Genomic DNA, 18,790 nt, shown 5'->3' with positions numbered 1-18,790 from the left:
ATGCTATCGAGGGTCAGATGGTGAGTTCACCCATCAGGTCCCAGCCTTCGCCGTCGAACTGGCGGCTGACGATTTTCGGTGTTTCCACCAGGGCCTGCGGCATGTCCGCCATGGCCTTCTTGAAGTGGTCACTGTTGACGTGGTCGCCTGCAGCGTCGTCCTTGAAGGCTTCCACCAGCACGTATTCGTTGGGGTCCTCCAAGCTGCGGGACCAGTCAAACCACAGGTTGCCCGGCTCCTGCCGGGTGGCTTGGGTGAAGTCCGCAACGAGGTCCGGCCAGCGTTCACACCATTCGGGCTTGACCTTGAACTTGACGACGATAAAGATCACTGGGATGTTCCTTCCGCGGCGAGAGAGCGTGCCCCTTCAATGTACCGGGAAGTAACGTGCCGCTGTGCCGCGCGGGTGGCTGGTCCGCCGGCGGCGTAGAACCAGTTGGCGGGCTTGCTGAAGGCACGGATGCGAAGCCACACCTTCCCCTCCCCGTCAAGCTCCACTTCGAAGGACTCCTCGCCACGGGCGGGGTGGCCGGGAAGCGTACCGTAGCCAAAGCCGGCCGATTGCGGCCCGTCCAGGTCTGAGGGTTCGTGGACCCACACCACCTGGCAGGGCGCATTGAGGCGAAAGGGCCCGACGCCGAATCCGCTCACCACGCGAACGCCGGGCGCCGCCCTTGGCGACCCCGCACGGACCCGCAGCCCGGCCCGCCGCTGCAGCTCCCAGCCCAGGATTCCATCCGCGACGTGCCGGTACACTTTGGTCCCGGAGCCAAGGTACGCCTCTTTGAGGACACGGCCATACCCGGCCGGTGCCGCACCCGTTTCAGTGCTGCCTATGCCGGGGTACTTCAGGCCACCCCCAGGCTGTCCCTCTTCAATCATCGCTGCCGGCCCTTTCGAGGCGTACCCACCCCAGTTGCTCCTGCTGCTTCCTGCTCAGGCCGGCCACCACCAGGTCATAGGAGTCCTCCACCATGTCCCGGATCATCGCTGCCGGCAGGTTGCCATCAAGGCGCACCCCGTTCCAATGGGTCTTGTTCATGTGCCACGCACCGGTAATCTCCGGGTGCACTGCGCGCAGCTGTACCGCCAGCGCCGGTTCACACTTCAGGCTCACCGAAATGTCGCGCTCGTCCATGGTGGACAACGCGAACAACTTGGCCTCGTGCCGGGCGCCCCCGGCGATGTGGGCCCGGACCTTGAAGACTGAGGTTTCCGGCCCGAACGGAAAATCCTCATATGCTCCCGGGAAGGAAAGGCAGATCGTCCTCAGCTCAGTTTGGTCCATGAAGGAAGCCTATAAAGCCGGGCTGCGCGGTGCTAGTCTGCGAACATGTCACACGACCAGGGCCCCATACCTGTTCTGGACCTGCATTCCGCACGGCAGGCGGACGGCTCTTTCAGCCCGGAATTCATCGAACAACTGCGGCACGCCACCCACAATGTCGGGTTCTTCCAGATCAAGGGATACGGGGGAAGGCCAGGGCAGGCCGAACAGCTCCTGGACATCATCCGGCGCTTCTTCAACCTGCCGCTGGACGAACGGATGAAACTGGACAACCGTTTGTCACCGCACTTCCGCGGCTACACGCGGATGGGTACCGAAGTCACCCAGGGGCGTGCGGACGCCCGGGAACAGATTGACTATTCGCCGGACCGCGAGCCGCTCCCAAAGGTTCCGGCAGACCAGCCGTACTGGCTTTTACAGGGCCCCAACCTCTGGCCCGGAGAGGCGTTCCCCGAACTCCGGCCGGCCGCCATGGAGTGGGCCGCGCTGATGTCCGGTGTGGGCATGGAACTACTCAGGGCCATTGCCGTCTCGCTGAGACTCCCCGAAGACTACTTCGACGAGCCTTTCCGCGATGCCCCCGCCTGGATGGGCAAGCTGGTGCATTATGTGGGCGGTGTGGTGGAAGCCGCCGGCGACCAGGGCGTGGGCTCGCATGCCGACTACGGCTTCGTCACCCTGTTGCTGCAGGACAACGTGGGCGGCCTTGAGGTGCTGCCGCCGGGTACCAGCCGCTGGCTGCCGGTGGAACCGCTGCCGGGGGCCCTGGTGGTGAACTTGGGCGAGATGCTGGAAGTAGCCACCGAGGGTTACCTTGCGGCCACCATCCACCGGGTCCAGGCGCCGCCTCCGGGCGTCGACCGCTACTCGGTACCGTTCTTTTGGTCGCCCCGGCTGGACGCGGTAATAAAGCCGGTACCCCTGGCTCCGGAGCTGAAGGCTGCGGCACGGGGCATCACTGATGATCCCGCCAACCCCCTGTTGGCGTCCTTTGGCATGAACATGCTCAAAGGACGCATGCGCGCCCATCCGGACGTCACCGAGCGGCACTATCCGGAGCTGATGAAGCGCTAGAGGTTGTATTTCCAGGCCAATTGGGCCGGGCAGGCGTTCATCACCACGTCCAGGCCCGCCGCCTTGGCGCGTTCCGCGGCGGCTTCGTCGATCACCCCCAGTTGCAGCCATACGGCTTTGGCGCCGGTGGCGATGGCCTGGTCCACCACGTCACCCACCCGCTGCGAGTTCACGAAGCAGTCCACGACGTCGATGGGCCGCTTTTCCGCCGGAATGTCGGCGAGCGTGCGGTACCCGGTCTCGCCATGGACAGGTTCGCCGGGCAGGTTGACGGGGATGATTTCCATGCCGAGCTTGTCCCGGATGAACAGCGACGTATCGTAGGCGGCGCGCCACTCATTGGTGGTCAGGCCCACGATGGCCCACCGCCCTTTGGTGCGCATGAGGCGTTCTATGACTGCGGGATCGTTGGTGTGGCCCATGCGATCAGCCTACGCCGCACTTTCCCGAGCCGTTGATCCCAAGCAACGGTCGGGCCACGGACTACTTCGCCGGGGATTCAGTCTTCCGGCCGTTGCCCTGGCCCGGCGACTGGCCTGCGGGTCCCGGCGCATCAGCCGACTTGGGCGTGGCTGCACCGGGGCCGTCCTGGCCCGCTGCCGGGGCAGTCGCCGCGGGCGCGTCCGGCTTGCCTGCTGCCGGCGTCCCCGGAAGCGCGGCGTCTGCCGCCGGTGGTGCACCGCCGTCGTTCCGGCTGCGGCCGTTCCCGTCCGTCCCGCCTCCCGGCGTGGCGGGGAAAGCAACCCCGGGCCGGGCCGGCACGCAGGCTCCCTGCCCGCCGCCGTCGTCGTGCGTGGAAGCTTTGCCGCAGCTTGGCACGCCCCCACGGCCAGCAACTCCGGCAGCGTCGTCCAAGAAGCGGCTTGCGTGGCTTTTGCCGGGCGCGGCCGCGGCGGGCGACGATGACGAAACCGGGCCCGGGACTTCCCCGTCGGCGGCGAGGACCGGGGACCGGTAGCCGCCTCCTGCGGCCGAAGCGCTGGTGGTGGACGGCGCACTCCACGGTGGAGTCCAGTCAGCCAGCAGTTGCTGCACTGTTTCGCTTCCGGGTGCGGAGGAGCTTGCGGCCACCCCGCCAACCCCCAGTCCCATTCCGGCCACCAGGACCAAACCCAGGGCAGTCGGACGGTGGCGCCGCCGCCGACGGCGCGCGAGGTCGTCGGCGGGCTGCTCCCGGGCAGGAGCGTCTTCCGTGGCGTCTCCCGCCGCGGGCGTGCCGCGGGCTGGTGCCAGCAAAGCGGCAAGCTCCGCACTGGGTGCCGGGGCGGGCAGCGAAGCCAGCGAACCGAGCGAAAGCAGGACGGCGCGAAGTTCCGGGTCATCGCCGCAGCCGGCGTCCCGAAGCATATCGTCGACAAGGTCGTCAAGGTTGCCTGATGGTGGTGTCATGGCGCGAGGTACTCCTTCACTGACGCCAGTTCCCGGAGTTTCAGCAGCGCACGGCGCTGGAGCTGCTTCACGGAGCCGGGGCTCTTGTCCATGGCCTCGGCAGCCTGTTCCACGGTCAGGCCTCCCACCAGGCGAAGCGAGAGCGCTTCGCGCTGGTCTTGGGGCAGCCCGGACAGGAGCCCCAGGACTTCGCCGGGCGAGATGTTGCGCAGGGCTTCTTTTTCAGCGGAGGTGTCTTCTCGGAGGTCGAGCTCTGGCTCAAACGGCAGCTTCACCGGGTGACGGCTTTGGCGTCGGTGGTCGTCCACCATGCGGGCATGGGCAACGCTGAAGATGAAGGTCCGCAGCCCCGTTTCCCCTCCCCGCACGGTGTCGAGGCGGGGCAGGACGGAAAGGAATACTTCCTGCATGGCCGCCTCCGGATCCTCGACTCCACGGGCCGTAAGGTAGCCCAGGACTTGTGATGCGTACGTTTTGTAGACGAGGCTGAAGGCAGCAGGCCCGGGGACGGCGTGGTCCGGGGCCGCATCTGTCTGTGCATCGGTCACTGACGTGGTGCTTTCAATCAAAAGGGCGTCGGCAAGGGAAGCGTCTCGCGTGGATCCGGAACGCTCCTCTTACTTTACCCTTCAGTAACCTCCCTGGCCGGCGATCGCCACGGGACGCCGCCCGTGCGGCGGCATTGCCAAGAGATCAAAAAGAGCCGGCCTGGAACGTGATGGGGGACAGGTTCCAGACCGGCACTTCACAGGGGTAATCGCTGCGGACCGCGGGAGGGTTACGCCTGTACGGAAGTTTTTTTGGATTTTTTCGGCCGGTCCTCAGCGGGCCGATGCGCTGGTCCAGCGCGGCGCGGCCTGCCTGCGCGGCGTTTTCGCCAGTGCATAGGCGTGTAGCCTCACCGGCAGCCGCTGGTCATCGCACGCAGGTACGACGACGGCGGGCAGGTCGCCGGAAACGGCGTCGGCGGCCGCAGCGGCAGGACGGGAGACTGCCCCGGCGGTGCTGAGATCGGTCACCAGGCCAGTCCCGGCACATTCACGCACGGCCGCGATACCGGCAGCTACAGCCGCTTTGTCCTCGAAGCCTTGCGAGACGGCCATGACCGACCCGTCCGGACCCAGGAGCCGGAACCTGTAGAGCAACTCCGGATCAAGAAAGACTTCAAAGTTCCCTGCCACGGCATGTCCTTCCGGTCTGGTGTTTTCGACCGGCGACGGCTCTTCGCTGGGTGCATCCCTGCACCGCCAAACGCATAGTGGGACCGTTCGCTGATCAGTTCAAATGGTGTTAACGAGTCTGGCCGCGGCGGCTGCAGGGGTACAAGACCCACTGCGTTAAGCCTGTGTAAATTACTGCCCACTCCCCCAAACACCAGCGGCGGCCCACCCGCAATGGGTGGGCCGCCGCCGTCGTCTACCGTGTTCCGGAGGGACGTGTCAGTCGTTGATGAGGTCGTTCACCACGATGGTCTGGTCCCGGTCCGGACCAACGCCAATGGCGGAGAACCGGGTTCCGGAGAGCTTCTCCAGCGCCAGCACGTAGTTCCTGGCGTTTTCCGGGAGGTCCGCGAGGGTGCGGGCGCCGGTGATGTCCTCGGTCCAGCCGTCGAAGTATTCGAAGATGGGCTTGGCGTGGTGGAACTCGGTCTGCGTCATTGGCATCTCGTCGTGGCGGACCCCGTCGACGTCGTAGGCCACGCACACAGGGATCTGCTCGATGCCGGTGAGCACGTCCAGTTTGGTCACGAAGTAGTCAGTGAAGCCGTTCACGCGGGATGCGTGGCGGGCCAGGACGGCGTCGTACCAGCCGCAGCGGCGGGGGCGGCCGGTGTTGACGCCGAACTCACCGCCGGTCTTCTGCAGGTACATGCCCATCTCGTCGAAGAGCTCCGTGGGGAACGGTCCGGCGCCCACGCGGGTGGTGTAAGCCTTGATGATGCCGATGGAGCGCGAGATGCGGGTGGGCCCGATGCCGGAGCCAACGGACGCGCCGCCGGCGGTCGGGTTGGAGGAGGTCACGAACGGGTAGGTGCCGTGGTCAACGTCGAGGAACGTGGCCTGGCCGCCCTCCATGAGGACCACCTTGCCCTCATCCAGGGCGGTGTTGAGGACCAGCGTGCTGTCGATGACCAGCGGGCGGAGGCGGTCGGCAAAGGACAGGAAGTACTCAACGATCTCGTCCACCACCACGCCTCGGCGGTTGTAAACCTTGACCAGGAGTTCGTTCTTCTGGCGCAGCGAGCCTTCCACCTTCTGGCGGAGGATGGATTCGTCGAAGACGTCCTGGACACGGATGCCCAGCCTGGCCACCTTGTCCATGTAGGCGGGGCCAATGCCGCGGCCGGTGGTTCCGATGGCGCGGCTGCCGAGGAAACGTTCGGTCACTTTGTCCAGCACCTGGTGGTAGGGGGCCACCAGGTGGGCGTTGGCGGAGACGCGGAGCCGCGAGGTATCGGCGCCGCGGGCCTGAAGTCCGTCGATCTCCTGGAAAAGGGCTTCGAGGTTCACCACGCAGCCATTGCCGATGATGGGGACCGCGTTGGGGCTGAGAATGCCTGCGGGCAGCAGTTTGAGTTCGTACTTTTCACCGCCTACGACGACGGTGTGCCCGGCGTTGTTGCCGCCGTTGGGCTTGACGACGTAGTCAACACGGCCGCCCAGAAGGTCGGTGGCCTTGCCTTTTCCTTCGTCGCCCCACTGGGCTCCTACGATCACAATTGCTGGCATGGGATCCTCCCCCATTCGTTCGGGCTGCCCGGGGCCGGCCGCGGGGAGCGGACCTGCGCAGCGCCGTTCATGAGAATGCCCCGATGCTTGCTGATGCTGCCCAACCGGAGGCAAGGAGTGCGCAAGAGTTCCGGGGCTCTTACCAGCCAAGTTTAGCCGATGGCATCGGTTTCTCCGGTGTTTGGCCGCCGTTGGCGTGGAGTTGTGGACAAAGTCAAGGAACCTTCAGAGCGGCAGGACCAGCCGACGAACTGCCCAGCGAGAGGCTCAACAGGCCAGGACTGTCCACAAGCCCCACTCGAATCGCAGAGACCTTGTATTCCCCCGCCCCAGCCGTGACATCCGCCGGCTTGGTACCGGACCAGCTCTGATCCGGTTGGACGTTGACGTTGATGGCCACCAAGGTGCGGACCGCTGTCAGGACTGGCCCGACGGCGTTGATCGCCGGCGTGATGAGCAACTGCAGGCTGGCGTCCAGGTTGGAAACCAGGTTCGTGTTGAAGAGCGTGGATTTGGCGATAAAGTCTGTCGTTGCCAAAGCGGCCTTAACCACCCCGTTTGCGCTGGTGGTTAGAGTTGCCAGGAGAGTGTTGAGCAACGCCGCCACCGCTCCGCCGCCACCCAGGACTTTTAAGGACACGTCAGGGCCTGGGGCTGTGCCTGCAGCGAATTGGGCGAGGGTCGCGGGGCCGGTCTTGACCGTAATCTCGGCCAACTGGGTGCCCAGGATCGGGGCCCGCAGGTCAACAACAGTAGTGGCGGACAGCAGCGTACTGCCCAACGCTGCGGTGAGAGCCGTGAGCACGCGGTTCTTCCACGAATCCAGGAGCGCAGTGACTCTGGTGGTGACGGCGGCTGTCATGGTCGGGTCCAGGACAACGGCATGGTTTGGCTCCACGCCGTTCAGCCCCGTGGCGCCACCCGTCAACGACGCGATATCCACCTTCGCTGTGCCGCTTCCCAGGTGGATGGTGACGATGCCATCGCTGATTGTCTCAGCCATCAGTTCCGTCACGCCGCTGAGATCGGTCGTTAAGGAAGCATTCGTGTTGTAGGAACCCACGGCCAACGCGCCCAGGAGAGGATTGACAATTCCCTTGATGCCATCGTTGATCTGGTTGGCCAGGCCGGTGGTACCCAAGAACGCGTTCAGTTGCGCCGGGACGGCCCCCACCAGCGACGCCCCTTGCGTTCCCAAGGTCCCGACGGCGGGAATGGCCGCTGTCAGGTCCAGCCCTGCTATACCGTATTGGCGCTGCGGGGTGGGAGCGGGGTTCAACATCGGCCACCCGCTGGTCATGATGCAGCTGTCCACCGCGGCGGAGGAGGCTACCGCGCCAACATCCAGGGTCACCCCTGACAGCGAAGCCGGAACAATGTTTCCCAACGAAATACTGGCGGATTTTGGTGCCGCAGCGGCTCCCTGCGCGGTACCGGCAACATCTACCGCGCCGGTCTGATCGGACACCAGCCCTGAAGCGCCATGTGCCTGCCCACTCTTCTGCGAGCGCGCCCACTGGGTGTACGCCCCCAGGCCGCCCACTGGAGCCCCGAGACCCACCCCAACGTTCACAGGGCTGCTGCCCAGCGCACTCACCGGGATCTTGGTGACATAGGCATCGGTGGTGCCGGGCACGAGGATTGCAGACAAGGGCGTGGGCGTGGCTGCCGCGCCGTTGTTAAGCAAAGTAAGCCCCTGGACTCCTGCCACGGTGTCCAGGTTGGTGTTCAGCACGGTTCCATGCAGCTGCCTGGCCCACGCCAGGTTGGTGAACATGGTGTTGGTGCTGCAGTCACCTGGGGAGCTGGCCCCGACGGCGCTCCGCACCCATTCGCTGTCCGTCCAGGCAGCGGCGGTGATGCTGGTTGTGGCCGCCAGCGCCATGGAAGTGACCGCCGCGACCAGCACTGAGCGGCGCGGCCGGTTGACGAAAGCTTGACGCAGCGCCTGACGCAGAGACATGGCCCGCGACTGGCTTACGCAGTGTCGGGGCTTCATGCGTTCAGCTCCGGGGTTTCACGGGGCCGTCTCAGCAGCGCAAGGACAGCCGTTCCCAAGATGAGCAACGCACCGCCGGCGAACAATGCCGGGAGGGACGAGGCACCGGTGCTGCCGAGGGGTTCGCGGGGCTCCGCGGGCAGTGAAGGTGCGCTGCCGCCGTCGTCGTCCCCCATGGCGCTGATCCCCACGCCCAAAGTGAGCGTCGAGCCTTGCCGGGAACCGGCGTCGGCGGGGCCGGACAACGTGAAGCGGACGAACGGTGACGTCCCGGCGCGGAGGTCGCTGAGGGGAATCCGGAGGCCTTGGTCCCAATCGTTGAGGCGGGTGCTTTGGATCCTGGGCGTTGAGCCGGCGGGACATTCCAGGCGCTGGTTCAACCCGCTCTCGCCCTGCCACGGGGTCGGGCATTCGTCCACGGCAATCGCGTATCCATCAGCAGCGGCCAGGCTGCCCGTGGCCGTGAGTTGGAGGGCGGACGTGGCTTGAGGTTTTTCCAACGACAACCCAATCTGCCACACGTACGAGTCACCGGGCGTGAGGCGGGGAAATTCCAGCGGGTACACCGAAGAGGACAGGGAGAGCAGACCCGGGGCCCCGTTCTCGGGTACAGGAATGAGGTGGTCGGCAGCTTGGGCGGGGACGGCACAGGCCAGCGCACCGACGAAGACGGCACACACCGCCGCTGCGGGCCGCAGCGCCCCGGTCCACTGCTTCACAGCTTTTTCACCTCCCTGTTGACACCACGCCTTTGTGCCGGGCAACCCTTTTGGGCCAATACGCCCACACCACAAGCCCAGCCACCGCCATCGAGGTGGCGGCGATGAAACCTGGGCCCCTCATGGCCATCACCCAAGTGCCCACCGCAGGGACCGTTGCCAGGACCTTTTGGGCGGTGTCCACCTGGTAGGGAAGCGGATCCTCTGAGCCGTTCGCGTCGCCCTTGAGCCGAAGTGACGCAGCGGATCCGGCGGGCTCCACGGCCACCACGCGGTGGGTGACGAGGACGCCGGATCCGGAACGTTTGACGGACACGACGTCGCCCGGGACCAGTTCCGCCGCAGGTACCTGCACCGTGAGGGACAAAGCTCCCACCGGGTAGAGAGGCTCCATGGACCCGGTCCGGAACACCACGAACGAGGCTTTGCAGGCGAAACCCAGCACCAGCGCCACGATGCACAGCAGCCCGAGCACAGCCACCAACGTCAGAGCAATCTCACGGGAAAGCTTGAGGATGCGGGACAAGACGGCCCAGAAGCCCGCCCCTCCCCAGGCCGGGGCCAAAGGGGGCAAGGGGGACGAGCTTCTCATTCGGGTCAAGGGCTCTCTCACAGGGCTGTATTACGAGCTGACGGTGCTGGTGAACCTCCACAGCGGAACCGTCTGCTTTCCCTGCAACGTCACATCAGTCACCGTGGAAGGAAGCGTGATCGCGAAGCAAAGGTCCACCGGAAAGCCGGCTGTGGCTGAGTCCGCACCCTTTGCCAGGGTAATAGACGAGCTGGAAACCGTGGTCAGCGGGACACTGGCCGCTGCGGTTCCAACAATGTCAGTGCCCGTGGTCAGGTCTCCTACGATGCACTTCGCCGGGGAGACGCCCTGGACCGCACGATAGGTCAGTGCGTTGTAGAGGGCCAGGGAGTTGGTGTCGGTGTCCACTGTGTTCCCGCCGAGCTTGACTGCCTCAGCCAGGGTTGCAGTCAGCGCTTCGGAACCTGCGGCTGCCCGGAGCTGCATGGGAGCGTAAGCAGTATCCCCGGGCTTCAGGGCCGCCGAAATGGCACCGAACGTCAGGGCGCCGTCGACAGTCGCATCAGGCACCGTGGGCATGTTCGGTTTGTCGCTCCAGAGGGATACACCCGAGCCATTGGTGTTGCCGAAAGTGTTTTGTTCCATGTGGTAGGTCAGCGTGCCCGGCCCATTATCCCCACCGGAATTGCCAAATACCCATTCGTTGTCTGTCCATGCCGCCAGTGTGAAAGCGGCCCCGATGCCCAGCACAAGGCCGCCGGCCAGAAGTGCGCGGACTTTATTTGCTTTATTAGAGCGCGGCTCAGCGCTGGTTGATGCAGCCAAGATTTCCCCCAATTTAGATGTAGATCCCGGCCCGTAAGGACCGGGATACGGGTATGGGGGAGCGATCGGCATTTCCCCCAAAAGACCGATGTTCCAAACCCATCACTGATCTGGAAGTCAAGTCAAGTCGCTGTACTAAGAGTTAGCGGAAACGTTATCCGCACCAATTCTCCGCAGCCGGCGGTCCGCTGCTACGACATACCCGTGCTGGATTTGCCCCGGGACTGATCATGGATTTAGGTAAGAGTGGACCATCCGGAGCGGCTGAGAGACCTGGCTCAATGACGCCGCAGCAACCACGGTCCGGCAGGAAAGCTGCCGGCCGAAGGTGCTACTGCCAGGACCGATGGAAAGGAAGATTCCAGCATGCCCCTCAACACCGACCATATTCGCGCCACCCACGCCGGGTCCCTGCCCCGCACCGATGAACTCATCGCAGCCAACACGGCAAAGGAATCCGACGGGATCACCCCGGCGTTCCTTGAGCTCCTGGAAGACTCCGTTGTGGACGTGGTCCAGCGCCAGAAGGACCTGGGCATCGACATCCCCAACGACGGCGAGTACGGGCATACGATGTCAAACTCCGTTGACTACGGGGCCTGGTGGAACTACTCCTTTGCCCGGCTCGGCGGCCTGGAGCCGACCACCGTGGACAGGTGGGCAGAAGCCGAAGTCCGGCGCTCCTCCCCCGGGAACGTTGTCCTGACATCCTTCCCCGACCGGCGGGACCGGCAGGCGTTCAACCAGGCGTACAACGATCCCTCCTCCGGGATCCTGGCGCACAGGAAGAGCGTGTCCCAGCCCAAGATCGCCGGGCCCCTGACATATACCGGCCATGACCTGGTGGCCTCGGACATCAGGAACCTGAAGACCGGGCTCGCCGCGGCAGGCCTCAGCGAAGGATTCGTGGCGTCCCTCTCCCCCGGTTCCTGCGCCCGCGTCGCCAATGAGTACTACAAGAGCGATGAGGAACTCGTCTACGCCTGCGCCGACGCGATGCGCGAGGAATACAAAGCCATCATCGACGCCGGCCTGACGGTCCAGCTCGACGATCCGTCCCTGGCCGAGAGCTGGGACCAGATCAACCCGGAGCCGTCCCTGGAGGACTACCTGAAGTTCATCCAGCTGCGCGTCGAGGCCACCAACTGGGCCTTGCGGGACCTTCCGCAGGAACAGATCCGGCTGCACGTTTGCTGGGGCTCCTGGCATGGTCCGCACACTACGGACATCCCCTTCGCCGACATTATCGCCTCAGTGCTGCAGGTCAACGCCGGCGCCTACTCCTTCGAGGCGGCCAACGTCCGCCACGAGCACGAATGGCGTGTCTGGGAGGACACCGCCCTTCCTGAGGGCAAAGTCATCATCCCCGGCGTCGTATCCCACGCCACCAATGTGGTGGAACACCCGGACCTGGTCGCGGACCGGATTGTCCGCTTCGCCAAGCTGGTGGGACGCGAGAACGTCATCGCGTCCACCGACTGCGGCCTGGGCGGCCGGGTGCATCCGCAGATCGCCTTCGCCAAGCTGGAGGCTCTTGGCGAGGGCGCCCGCCGCGCCACCAAGCGCCTCTGGTAGTTATCCGCCCCTTCCGGGAATGACCGCCGGTCCACTGCGCCATGAATGAGGTGCGCTGGACCGGCGTTTCGTTTCTCCGGGCTTGGTAAACTGGCAAAGGCCGACCCGGAATCGGCCCACCCCAACTAACCACCGTTGATGAGCTGCGCCACCGTGCGCCCATTTTCGGCGGTGGACGCAACATCAATCCCCGCAGGAGAACCAGCCCTTCATGACCGCACTGGCCCCCGAAACATTCCACGAACAGCTCATGAGCCGCCGCTACGAGCCCAGCGTTGCCGCTGTCAACGAGCTGTGCGATTCCCTGCAGGACGCCAAGCCCGGAACCGTGGTGCCCTATGTGGACCCCATGCACGATGTTGAGGAATGCCGCATCATCAGCCTGTACTCCAACATTGGCGAGATGGACCAGTCCGGTTTCATCACTGCCGGTGACCAGGACGCCGCGACCCGCATGCTGGGCATCCAGTGGAAGCTTGGCCTGCGCCCGGAATTCGTGATGCCCTGGAACGTCCACCCGTGGCACGTCCCGGGCGAGGCCAACGGTAAATTCACCCCGGACCAGGTGCAGGCGGGCCTGAAGCCGCTGCTGAAGTTCCTTGCCCTCGTCCCCCGTGCCTCCGTGATCGTGGCGCACGGCACCGAGGCAAACCGCCTGGCCAACCTGCTGCTGAAGACCGAAGTACCGCTGCTGTGGCGCCGCGGCCTCAAGACCTACAAGGTCCGCTCCCTGAGTGGCCGCGCCTTCGCCGGTTCACCGGCCCGCCAGGAGGAGTTCCTGGCGGACATGCATACGGCCTACGCCGATGCCATGGCCCGCACCGGAATCGCCAACCAGGCCTAGGGTTTCGGCAGGCTCAACCACCGACGACGGCAGGTCACCTTCCCGGGGAAGGTGACCTGCCGTCGTCGTAATTATTCGAATCTAGCCCTCGATGGCTGCCTTCGCCGCGGGGTCCGAGTCGTTCAGGAACTTCTCGATCCGCTCCGGCTCCTCGGCTTCCCCAATAGCCGAGGAAGCCCTGCCCAGGGAGTAGAGCGCACGAAGGAACCCGCGGTTTGGCTCGTGCTCCCACGGGATAGGCCCGACGCCGCGCCAGCCGTTGCGGCGCAGCGCGTCCAGTCCGCGGTGGTAGCCCACCCGGGCGTACGCGTAGGAGTCGATGGTGCGGCCCTCGGTCCACGCTTCCTCGGCCAGGATCGCCCACAACAGTGAGGACGTGGGGTGCTTTTCCACCAGGTCCAGGGCCTCGTGCCCGGCTTCCAGCTGCGCATTGACCTCGGTCTCGGCAGGCAGGAGCGTGGGCTCGGGTCCCATCAGGTTCCTGCGGAACTCATCCGACATCTAGAACGTCTTTCCGGCCGAACCGAGCTGCTTGGTGGCTTCCACCACGCGGGCCGCCAGGCCGGCTTCGGCGGAAGCGCCCCAGACGCGGGGGTCGTAGGTCTTCTTGTTGCCCACTTCGCCGTCGACCTTCAGGACGCCGTCGTAGTTCTTGAACATGTGGTCGGCCACCGGGCGGGTGTAGGCGTACTGGGTGTCGGTGTCGATGTTCATCTTGATGACGCCGTAGGAGACGGCGTCGGCGATTTCCTGGTCCGAGGATCCGGAGCCGCCGTGGAACACGAGGTCGAACGGGTTGTCCTTGCCGATCTTCGCACCCACCTGGGCCTGGATGTCCTTGAGGATCTCCGGGCGCAGCTTGACGCCGCCGGGCTTGTACACGCCGTGGACGTTGCCGAAGGTCAGTGCGGTGATGTAGCGGCCGTTTTCGCCGGCGCCCAGGGCGTCGATGGTGGCCAGGGCGTCCTCGACCGTGGTGTAGAGCTTGTCGTTGATGGCGTTTTCGACGCCGTCTTCCTCGCCGCCGACCGTGCCGATCTCCACCTCGAGGATCATCTTTGCGGCAGCCGTGCGCTGGAGCAGGTCGCGGGCGATGCGCAAGTTCTCCTGCAGGGTTTCGGCGGAACCGTCCCACATGTGCGAGTTGAAGAGCGGGTTGCGGCCGGCCTTGACCTCGGCCTCGGAAGCCTCAAGCAGCGGCAGGACAAAGCCGTCCAGCTTGTCCTTGGGGCAGTGGTCCGTGTGCAGGGCGATGTTTACGTTGTAGTTCTTGGCAACTTCGCGGGCGAAGGCCGCGAAACCCAGGGAGCCGGCAACCATGTCCTTGGTGGACGCGCCGGACCAATAGGCGGCGCCGCCGGTGGAGACCTGCACGATGCCGTCGGACTCCGCCTCCGCGAAGCCCCGCAGTGCCGCGTTCAGCGTCTGCGAGGACGTGACGTTGACGGCGGGGAAGGCGAATCCGCCCGCCTTCGCGCGGTCGATCATCTCGGCGTAGATCTCTGGGGTTGCAATGGGCATGCTGGCTCCTCTGCTGAGTTTCGTCTGTGGGTGGATGACCCTCAAGTAGACCGCTTACGGCTAGGCACCATCCTAGCCATTCCCGGGCAGGCCGGGTGTTTCGGGTCACGGGTTGGTAATACTCAGACGTGCTGGCCGAAGACGTGCCGGCGGACCCAGGCGTGCATGGCGATGGCGGCTGCGGAGGCGGCGTTGATGGACCGGGTGGAGCCAAACTGCTCGATGGACAGGGTGGCGACGGCTGCCTCGTTGACCTCCGAAGTCAGGCCCGGGCCTTCCTGTCCGAACACCAGCACGCAGTCCCGGGGCAGCTCGTAGGTTTCCAGCGGGACGGAGTCCGGGAAGATGTCGATCCCGATGATGGCGAGCCCCTCCCCCTGCGCCCACTGGACGAAGTCCTCCACGGTGGGGTGGTGGCGTACGTGCTGGTAGCGGTCGGTGACCATGGCACCGCGCCTGTTCCACCGCCGTCGGCCGATAATGTGGACCTCTTTGGCGAGGAAGGCGTTGGCGGTGCGCACCACCGTGCCGATATTGAGGTCGTGCTGCCAGTTTTCGATGGCCACGTGGAAGTTGTGCCGCCGCGAGTCCAGCTCCGCAACGATCGCCTCGTGTTTCCAGTAGCGGTACTTGTCCAGCACGTTGCGCCGGTCCCCGTCCGCCAGGAGGTCAGGGTCCCAGTGGTCGCCTTCCGGCCATTCGCCTTCCCAGGGCCCGACGCCGACCTCGGCCTTGGCGGGTTCGGCATCCCCGGGCTCGCGGTTGGGTTCGTCTGTCATCCCGGGCGTTTGGTTCACCCTTCAACACTAGACTGGACCACTGGAGCATTCATCACCGGTGGAGGTAGACGTGGCAGAAGAAGTCCAGGCAGCAGGAAACCCCGCGGTTTACCGCAACGGCCAAGAAATTGAATGCTGGCTGACGGACATGGACGGCGTCCTGGTCCACGAGAACCAGCCTATTCCGGGCGCTGCGGAGCTGATCCAGCGCTGGGTGGATACATCCAAGCGGTTCCTGGTGCTGACCAACAACTCGATCTTCACCCCGCGCGACCTTGCTGCCCGCCTGCGCTCCTCAGGTTTGGAAATCCCGGAGGAAAATATCTGGACCTCGGCGCTGGCCACGGCCCAGTTCCTGAAGGACCAGGTGCGCGGCTCGGAATCCGGAAACCGCGCCTACACCATCGGCGAGGCGGGCCTGACGACGGCGCTGCACGAGGCGGGTTTCATCCTCACCGACCAGAATCCGGACTTCGTGGTGCTCGGCGAGACCCGGACGTACTCCTTCGAGGCCATCACCATGGCCATCCGCCTGATCCTGGCCGGCGCCAGGTTCATAGCGACCAACCCGGATGCCACCGGCCCGTCCAAGGACGGCCCCATGCCAGCCACCGGGGCGATCGCCGCCCTGATCACCAAGGCCACCGGCCGGGAACCCTACATTGTGGGCAAGCCGAACCCGATGATGTTCCGTTCCGCGATGAACCAGATCGACGCCCACTCCGAGACCACGGCCATGATCGGTGACCGAATGGACACGGACATCATCGCGGGCATGGAGGCGGGCCTGCACACGGTGCTGGTGCTCAGCGGCATCACGCATAAGGACGATATTGCCGCCTACCCGTTCCGGCCCAACCAGGTGCTGAACTCCGTGGCGGACCTGAAGAACCAGATCTAGAAGATACTTACCCGGGAGCCGCCCCTGGGCAACGGGAAGTACTCGTCCAGCAGCTCCGTCAGGAGGGGCCGGTAGATTTGCGGGTTCCAGCCGGGGCTGGCGTGGGCCGGCGCGGCTCCGATGGTTTGCAGGCCGCTGGATACCATGTTGTCCTTGAACGCCACGGCCCACGTCTCCGAGGCCGTTTCGTAGTCGACGGTCTGGTCTTTGGGGTTGCCGACGTAGGCCATCTTGGCCGTTCCAAGCTGCCCCGCGAACTGGCTGCCCTCGAAGTGGTAGATGTACGCCGACTCGGTCTGGATGAGCACGCTGGAAGGGGCGATCGGCGAAAGTTGTTCCAGCGTCTGGTCCAGGATCTGGCGCCAGCTCCGTTCGTCCTTGTGGATGATCCGTTCCCCCAGTTCGTAGCCGCCGCGGAGGGTGGACGGGAACCTGAAGCCGCGCTCGTAAAGGAACACCACGCCGTCGAACCAGCTCTGGTCCAGGACGTCATGCGCACTGTAGGGACTTGAGTCCAGCAGGATGAACTGCACCTGGATACCTGCCACGGCAAGGAGCCGGGCGGCTACTTGGGTGGCCAGCATGCCGCCGAAGCTGTGCCCATAGAAGAACAGTTTGGTGATCTTCTCCACGGCGACGTACTCGGAGATCGCGCGGACCACTTCGGTGACGTCCAGGCCCAGGTTGGAATAGCCGACGGCGGCAAGCCGGGCGCGCTTGTTCAGCGAGCCGCGAAGGGTGTTGAGGATCCACTGCGCTTCTTCCCAGCTGGTTTTGTACCCGGGAAAGAGGAACCAGCAGGCGTCCGGGTAATAGGCGTCGGCGAAATCATCCGCAACAGGCAGGATCTTGGTGGTTTGGCGCTGCGACTGCACTTCACGGGTCAGCAGCATGTCCGCAGCGAGCAACCCTGAGGCCCCGGCACCGGCGAGGAACGTCCGGCGGGAAAAGCGTCTGAGGGCAGCCGCCTCCGCCAGCAGCCGGGCCTGGGGGACCCCGCGCCGGTTTTCCGGACCTCTCTCCCCCTCATACGGCACACCCCTACCGTAAGCACACCTGAACTAAACGCCGCAAGGAGCGGTATGTAACCATTCCGCGACGCGGCGGTCAGCTGGCCGCCTGGCCCTCCGCTGCGGGGAACGGAGCCTGGGGCTTTTGCTGCCGGCGGACGATTTCCAGGCCAATGTCGTTGTAGCGGCCCAGCAGGTCCGCACCGTCAAACGCCTGCGGGTTGTCCAGCAGGGCGAAGACGGAATCGCTGGCGTTGAGCAGTTCTTCGTCCGAGTACTCGGTCAGCGGGCGGCCGTAGAGGACTTCGAAAAAAATCACCGGCAACTGAGGAAGTCCCTCGGCAAAATCACCGCCACCGGTGAACAGCTCCGTAACATCGTCGTCCATGAGGAGCGGTTGGGTGGTCGACGGGCCGTCGGCATTGCGGTCGTAACTGGCGGTTACGAGCTGGAGGGTCACCCCCGCGGAGGGCAGGCCTGGCAGGGAGTTGGTGTCCATGGCGTTCAGGTCGCCGCGCAACCCGGCGAGCGCCGATGATTCAATGAGGGCAGCCTGCGAAAGGTCAACACAAATGCGGCAACGCAGGCCCATCCGCCGGACACGTCGAATAATGTGGACGAGTTCCGCACGGGTGTCGTGGCGAAGGGTTCCCCGGACTTCAATCCGGACGATGTCAGCTGAGACATCGAGGTCAACTAGTGCGTCAAGCGCGCGGTCCATAGGTACTCCAAAAGAGGTTCTATGGCCGACGGCTCAACCTCCGCAAGCGTAACCTCCAGCGGGAGCCCCGCACAAGCCGTCCCTCAGGCGCTCTGGCCCGGCCTGACGCTTCCCGGCTCCTGGTAGTGGGTGTGCGCGCCTGCCCCGCCGACGGAATCCACCAGCGACCTGGCGATGTCCCGCAGCTTGGTGTTGCTGTTGCTGGACGCCTCCGTGAGGATTTCGACGGCGGCCGACTGGCTGCAGCGGTTTTGCGCCATGACAATGCCAATGGCGATGTCGATGATGGTCCGCGATTCCAGGGTGGCGCGGAGATTTGAGGCGCTGTCCGCATGCAGTGAGAACCTGACCGCTAGGCGCAGTGCCTGCGAAATCTCCCTGGTGAAGTCCCGCGCACGGGCAGCCGCCCCGCCATCGAACTTGTGCGGGACGTCGGAATAGAGGTTCAAGGCAGCCTTGGCCTCGCCCTGCAGGTTGAAGGGCAGGGAAAGCACCGAACGCAGCCCGTGGGACGCAACAGCGTTGGCGTAGTCCGGCCCCCACCTGTCCTCCTCGAAAAGGTCCGGAACATAGACCTCGCGTTCGTCCTTTGCCGCGGTAAGGCACGGCCCTTGGGACAGGGAGTACTGGATTTCATCCACTTCCCGGGCAGAGTCACTGCTCCAGCCGATTGTGGCCGCCTTGCGGTCACGGAGCAGTGTGATACCGCACAGGGCGTCGTCGCCGTCGCCTGCCATCTGGTGCGCGGAAAAGCGCGCAAGCTCGTTGAGGAAGTCCTCAAAGTCGGCGCTGTCCAAAATCAGGTTCTGGACCTTGTCGGTAGCGCTCAAAGGATGTTCTGGGCTGGGCAAGTGCGTGGTCTCCAAGCAACTGAAGGGTGATAA

The 18,790-nt window shown here is 65.0% G+C and carries 22 protein-coding genes and 1 riboswitch; of the genes, 4 read left to right on the top strand and 18 right to left on the bottom strand.

Annotated elements, in window-relative coordinates; genetic code table 11:
- Positions 1–13: 13 nt before the first annotated feature.
- The 3 genes from QRM95_RS08245 to QRM95_RS08235 are packed head-to-tail and all read right to left on the bottom strand — an operon-like array spanning position 14 to position 1,288.
- A complete protein-coding gene (locus tag QRM95_RS08245) occupies positions 14–331 on the bottom strand; it encodes a putative quinol monooxygenase (RefSeq protein ID WP_285247312.1) in 318 nt (105 codons plus the stop codon).
- Complete coding sequence (locus QRM95_RS08240; protein ID WP_285247311.1) at positions 328–882, bottom strand: DUF1990 domain-containing protein; 555 nt, start codon at positions 880–882, stop codon at positions 328–330. The genes QRM95_RS08245 and QRM95_RS08240 overlap by 4 nt, the downstream gene beginning before the upstream one ends.
- The gene (locus QRM95_RS08235) at positions 875–1,288 is read right to left on the bottom strand and encodes an MmcQ/YjbR family DNA-binding protein (RefSeq protein ID WP_285247310.1); all 414 of its coding nucleotides are present in this window, start codon (positions 1,286–1,288) and stop codon (positions 875–877) included. The genes QRM95_RS08240 and QRM95_RS08235 overlap by 8 nt, the downstream gene beginning before the upstream one ends.
- 45 nt (positions 1,289–1,333) lie before the next feature.
- Between QRM95_RS08235 and QRM95_RS08230 the strand changes: the two genes are divergently transcribed.
- Positions 1,334–2,362: an isopenicillin N synthase family dioxygenase gene (locus QRM95_RS08230; protein ID WP_285247309.1), complete on the top strand. Its 1,029-nt coding sequence runs from the start codon at positions 1,334–1,336 to the stop codon at positions 2,360–2,362.
- On the opposite strand, the gene QRM95_RS08225 is transcribed toward QRM95_RS08230, so the two are convergent.
- The 9 genes from QRM95_RS08225 to QRM95_RS08185 all read right to left on the bottom strand — a co-directional run bounded on the left by QRM95_RS08225 (position 2,359) and on the right by QRM95_RS08185 (position 10,627).
- Positions 2,359–2,784, bottom strand: a complete 426-nt coding sequence (locus QRM95_RS08225; protein ID WP_285247308.1) for a CoA-binding protein — start codon at positions 2,782–2,784, stop codon at positions 2,359–2,361. The two genes, QRM95_RS08230 and QRM95_RS08225, sit on opposite strands and share 4 nt — an antisense overlap.
- 61 nt (positions 2,785–2,845) lie before the next feature.
- A complete protein-coding gene (locus tag QRM95_RS08220; RefSeq protein ID WP_285247307.1) occupies positions 2,846–3,751 on the bottom strand; it encodes a hypothetical protein in 906 nt (301 codons plus the stop codon).
- Positions 3,748–4,299, bottom strand: a complete 552-nt coding sequence (locus QRM95_RS08215) for an RNA polymerase sigma factor (protein ID WP_285247306.1) — start codon at positions 4,297–4,299, stop codon at positions 3,748–3,750. The genes QRM95_RS08220 and QRM95_RS08215 overlap by 4 nt, the downstream gene beginning before the upstream one ends.
- A gap of 273 nt (positions 4,300–4,572) precedes the next feature.
- A complete protein-coding gene (locus QRM95_RS08210; RefSeq protein ID WP_285247305.1) occupies positions 4,573–4,932 on the bottom strand; it encodes a DUF1508 domain-containing protein in 360 nt (119 codons plus the stop codon).
- A gap of 258 nt (positions 4,933–5,190) precedes the next feature.
- A complete protein-coding gene (locus QRM95_RS08205) occupies positions 5,191–6,480 on the bottom strand; it encodes an adenylosuccinate synthase (RefSeq protein ID WP_285247304.1) in 1,290 nt (429 codons plus the stop codon).
- Positions 6,481–6,694: 214 nt separating this feature from the next.
- A complete protein-coding gene (locus QRM95_RS08200) occupies positions 6,695–8,443 on the bottom strand; it encodes a choice-of-anchor G family protein (RefSeq protein WP_285247303.1) in 1,749 nt (582 codons plus the stop codon).
- Between the two features lie 32 nt (positions 8,444–8,475).
- Entirely contained in the window at positions 8,476–9,198 is a 723-nt protein-coding gene (locus QRM95_RS08195; protein WP_285247302.1) for a hypothetical protein, read from the bottom strand.
- Positions 9,199–9,205: 7 nt separating this feature from the next.
- Positions 9,206–9,772, bottom strand: a complete 567-nt coding sequence (locus QRM95_RS08190) for a signal peptidase I (RefSeq protein WP_285247301.1) — start codon at positions 9,770–9,772, stop codon at positions 9,206–9,208.
- A 48-nt stretch (positions 9,773–9,820) separates the two neighbouring features.
- Complete coding sequence (locus QRM95_RS08185; protein WP_285247300.1) at positions 9,821–10,627, bottom strand: SipW-dependent-type signal peptide-containing protein; 807 nt, start codon at positions 10,625–10,627, stop codon at positions 9,821–9,823.
- A gap of 176 nt (positions 10,628–10,803) precedes the next feature.
- Positions 10,804–10,908, top strand: a riboswitch (SAM riboswitch).
- Positions 10,909–10,921: 13 nt separating this feature from the next.
- Between QRM95_RS08185 and QRM95_RS08180 the strand changes: the two genes are divergently transcribed.
- Both QRM95_RS08180 and QRM95_RS08175 read left to right on the top strand, forming a co-directional pair.
- Positions 10,922–12,130: a cobalamin-independent methionine synthase II family protein gene (locus QRM95_RS08180; RefSeq protein WP_285247299.1), complete on the top strand. Its 1,209-nt coding sequence runs from the start codon at positions 10,922–10,924 to the stop codon at positions 12,128–12,130.
- Between the two features lie 211 nt (positions 12,131–12,341).
- The gene (locus QRM95_RS08175; protein ID WP_285247298.1) at positions 12,342–12,974 is read left to right on the top strand and encodes a uracil-DNA glycosylase family protein; all 633 of its coding nucleotides are present in this window, start codon (positions 12,342–12,344) and stop codon (positions 12,972–12,974) included.
- 81 nt (positions 12,975–13,055) lie between these two features.
- Here the strand turns inward: QRM95_RS08175 and QRM95_RS08170 are convergent, their stop codons facing one another.
- The 3 genes from QRM95_RS08170 to QRM95_RS08160 all read right to left on the bottom strand — a co-directional run bounded on the left by QRM95_RS08170 (position 13,056) and on the right by QRM95_RS08160 (position 15,274).
- On the bottom strand, positions 13,056–13,475 hold the full coding sequence (locus QRM95_RS08170) for a DUF3151 domain-containing protein (RefSeq protein WP_285247297.1): 420 nt from the start codon (positions 13,473–13,475) through the stop codon (positions 13,056–13,058).
- Positions 13,476–14,495, bottom strand: a complete 1,020-nt coding sequence (gene fbaA, locus QRM95_RS08165) for a class II fructose-bisphosphate aldolase (protein ID WP_109045859.1) — start codon at positions 14,493–14,495, stop codon at positions 13,476–13,478.
- Positions 14,496–14,617: 122 nt separating this feature from the next.
- Positions 14,618–15,274: a TrmH family RNA methyltransferase gene (locus QRM95_RS08160; protein WP_285247296.1), complete on the bottom strand. Its 657-nt coding sequence runs from the start codon at positions 15,272–15,274 to the stop codon at positions 14,618–14,620.
- A 58-nt stretch (positions 15,275–15,332) separates the two neighbouring features.
- Here QRM95_RS08160 and QRM95_RS08155 point away from each other — a divergent pair, with 58 nt between their 5' ends.
- Positions 15,333–16,175, top strand: a complete 843-nt coding sequence (locus tag QRM95_RS08155; protein ID WP_285247295.1) for an HAD-IIA family hydrolase — start codon at positions 15,333–15,335, stop codon at positions 16,173–16,175.
- Here QRM95_RS08155 and QRM95_RS08150 read toward each other — a convergent pair.
- The 3 genes from QRM95_RS08150 to QRM95_RS08140 form a co-directional block, all read right to left on the bottom strand.
- Entirely contained in the window at positions 16,172–17,212 is a 1,041-nt protein-coding gene (locus QRM95_RS08150) for an alpha/beta fold hydrolase (RefSeq protein ID WP_285247294.1), read from the bottom strand. The two genes, QRM95_RS08155 and QRM95_RS08150, sit on opposite strands and share 4 nt — an antisense overlap.
- A 70-nt stretch (positions 17,213–17,282) precedes the next feature.
- Positions 17,283–17,906, bottom strand: coding sequence for a hypothetical protein (locus tag QRM95_RS08145; RefSeq protein ID WP_285247293.1), 624 nt, complete (start codon positions 17,904–17,906; stop codon positions 17,283–17,285).
- 83 nt (positions 17,907–17,989) lie between these two features.
- On the bottom strand, positions 17,990–18,736 hold the full coding sequence (locus QRM95_RS08140) for a GAF and ANTAR domain-containing protein (protein WP_285247292.1): 747 nt from the start codon (positions 18,734–18,736) through the stop codon (positions 17,990–17,992).
- Between the last annotated feature and the right edge of the window lie 54 nt (positions 18,737–18,790).

Origin of the sequence: Pseudarthrobacter sp. efr-133-R2A-89, from assembly GCF_030209315.1 — a bacterium.
In the GTDB taxonomy this organism is placed as follows: Bacteria; Actinomycetota; Actinomycetes; order Actinomycetales; family Micrococcaceae; genus Arthrobacter.
This window is presented reverse-complemented; position numbering and strand designations above follow the sequence as displayed.

What these genes read in the sequence shown, in the direction of transcription:
- QRM95_RS08220 (WP_285247307.1), bottom strand. Translation starts at nt 3,751, where the DNA reads ATGACACCACCATCAGGCAACCTTGACGACCTTGTCGACGATATGCTT.
- QRM95_RS08175 (WP_285247298.1), top strand. Translation starts at nt 12,342, where the DNA reads ATGACCGCACTGGCCCCCGAAACATTCCACGAACAGCTCATGAGCCGC.
- QRM95_RS08235 (WP_285247310.1), bottom strand. Translation starts at nt 1,288, where the DNA reads ATGGACCAAACTGAGCTGAGGACGATCTGCCTTTCCTTCCCGGGAGCA.
- QRM95_RS08230 (WP_285247309.1), top strand. Translation starts at nt 1,334, where the DNA reads ATGTCACACGACCAGGGCCCCATACCTGTTCTGGACCTGCATTCCGCA.
- QRM95_RS08160 (WP_285247296.1), bottom strand. Translation starts at nt 15,274, where the DNA reads ATGACAGACGAACCCAACCGCGAGCCCGGGGATGCCGAACCCGCCAAG.
- QRM95_RS08240 (WP_285247311.1), bottom strand. Translation starts at nt 882, where the DNA reads ATGATTGAAGAGGGACAGCCTGGGGGTGGCCTGAAGTACCCCGGCATA.
- QRM95_RS08145 (WP_285247293.1), bottom strand. Translation starts at nt 17,906, where the DNA reads ATGGACCGCGCGCTTGACGCACTAGTTGACCTCGATGTCTCAGCTGAC.
- QRM95_RS08185 (WP_285247300.1), bottom strand. Translation starts at nt 10,627, where the DNA reads ATGCCGATCGCTCCCCCATACCCGTATCCCGGTCCTTACGGGCCGGGA.
- QRM95_RS08170 (WP_285247297.1), bottom strand. Translation starts at nt 13,475, where the DNA reads ATGTCGGATGAGTTCCGCAGGAACCTGATGGGACCCGAGCCCACGCTC.
- QRM95_RS08205 (WP_285247304.1), bottom strand. Translation starts at nt 6,480, where the DNA reads ATGCCAGCAATTGTGATCGTAGGAGCCCAGTGGGGCGACGAAGGAAAA.
- QRM95_RS08225 (WP_285247308.1), bottom strand. Translation starts at nt 2,784, where the DNA reads ATGGGCCACACCAACGATCCCGCAGTCATAGAACGCCTCATGCGCACC.
- fbaA (WP_109045859.1), bottom strand. Translation starts at nt 14,495, where the DNA reads ATGCCCATTGCAACCCCAGAGATCTACGCCGAGATGATCGACCGCGCG.
- QRM95_RS08180 (WP_285247299.1), top strand. Translation starts at nt 10,922, where the DNA reads ATGCCCCTCAACACCGACCATATTCGCGCCACCCACGCCGGGTCCCTG.
- QRM95_RS08200 (WP_285247303.1), bottom strand. Translation starts at nt 8,443, where the DNA reads ATGTCTCTGCGTCAGGCGCTGCGTCAAGCTTTCGTCAACCGGCCGCGC.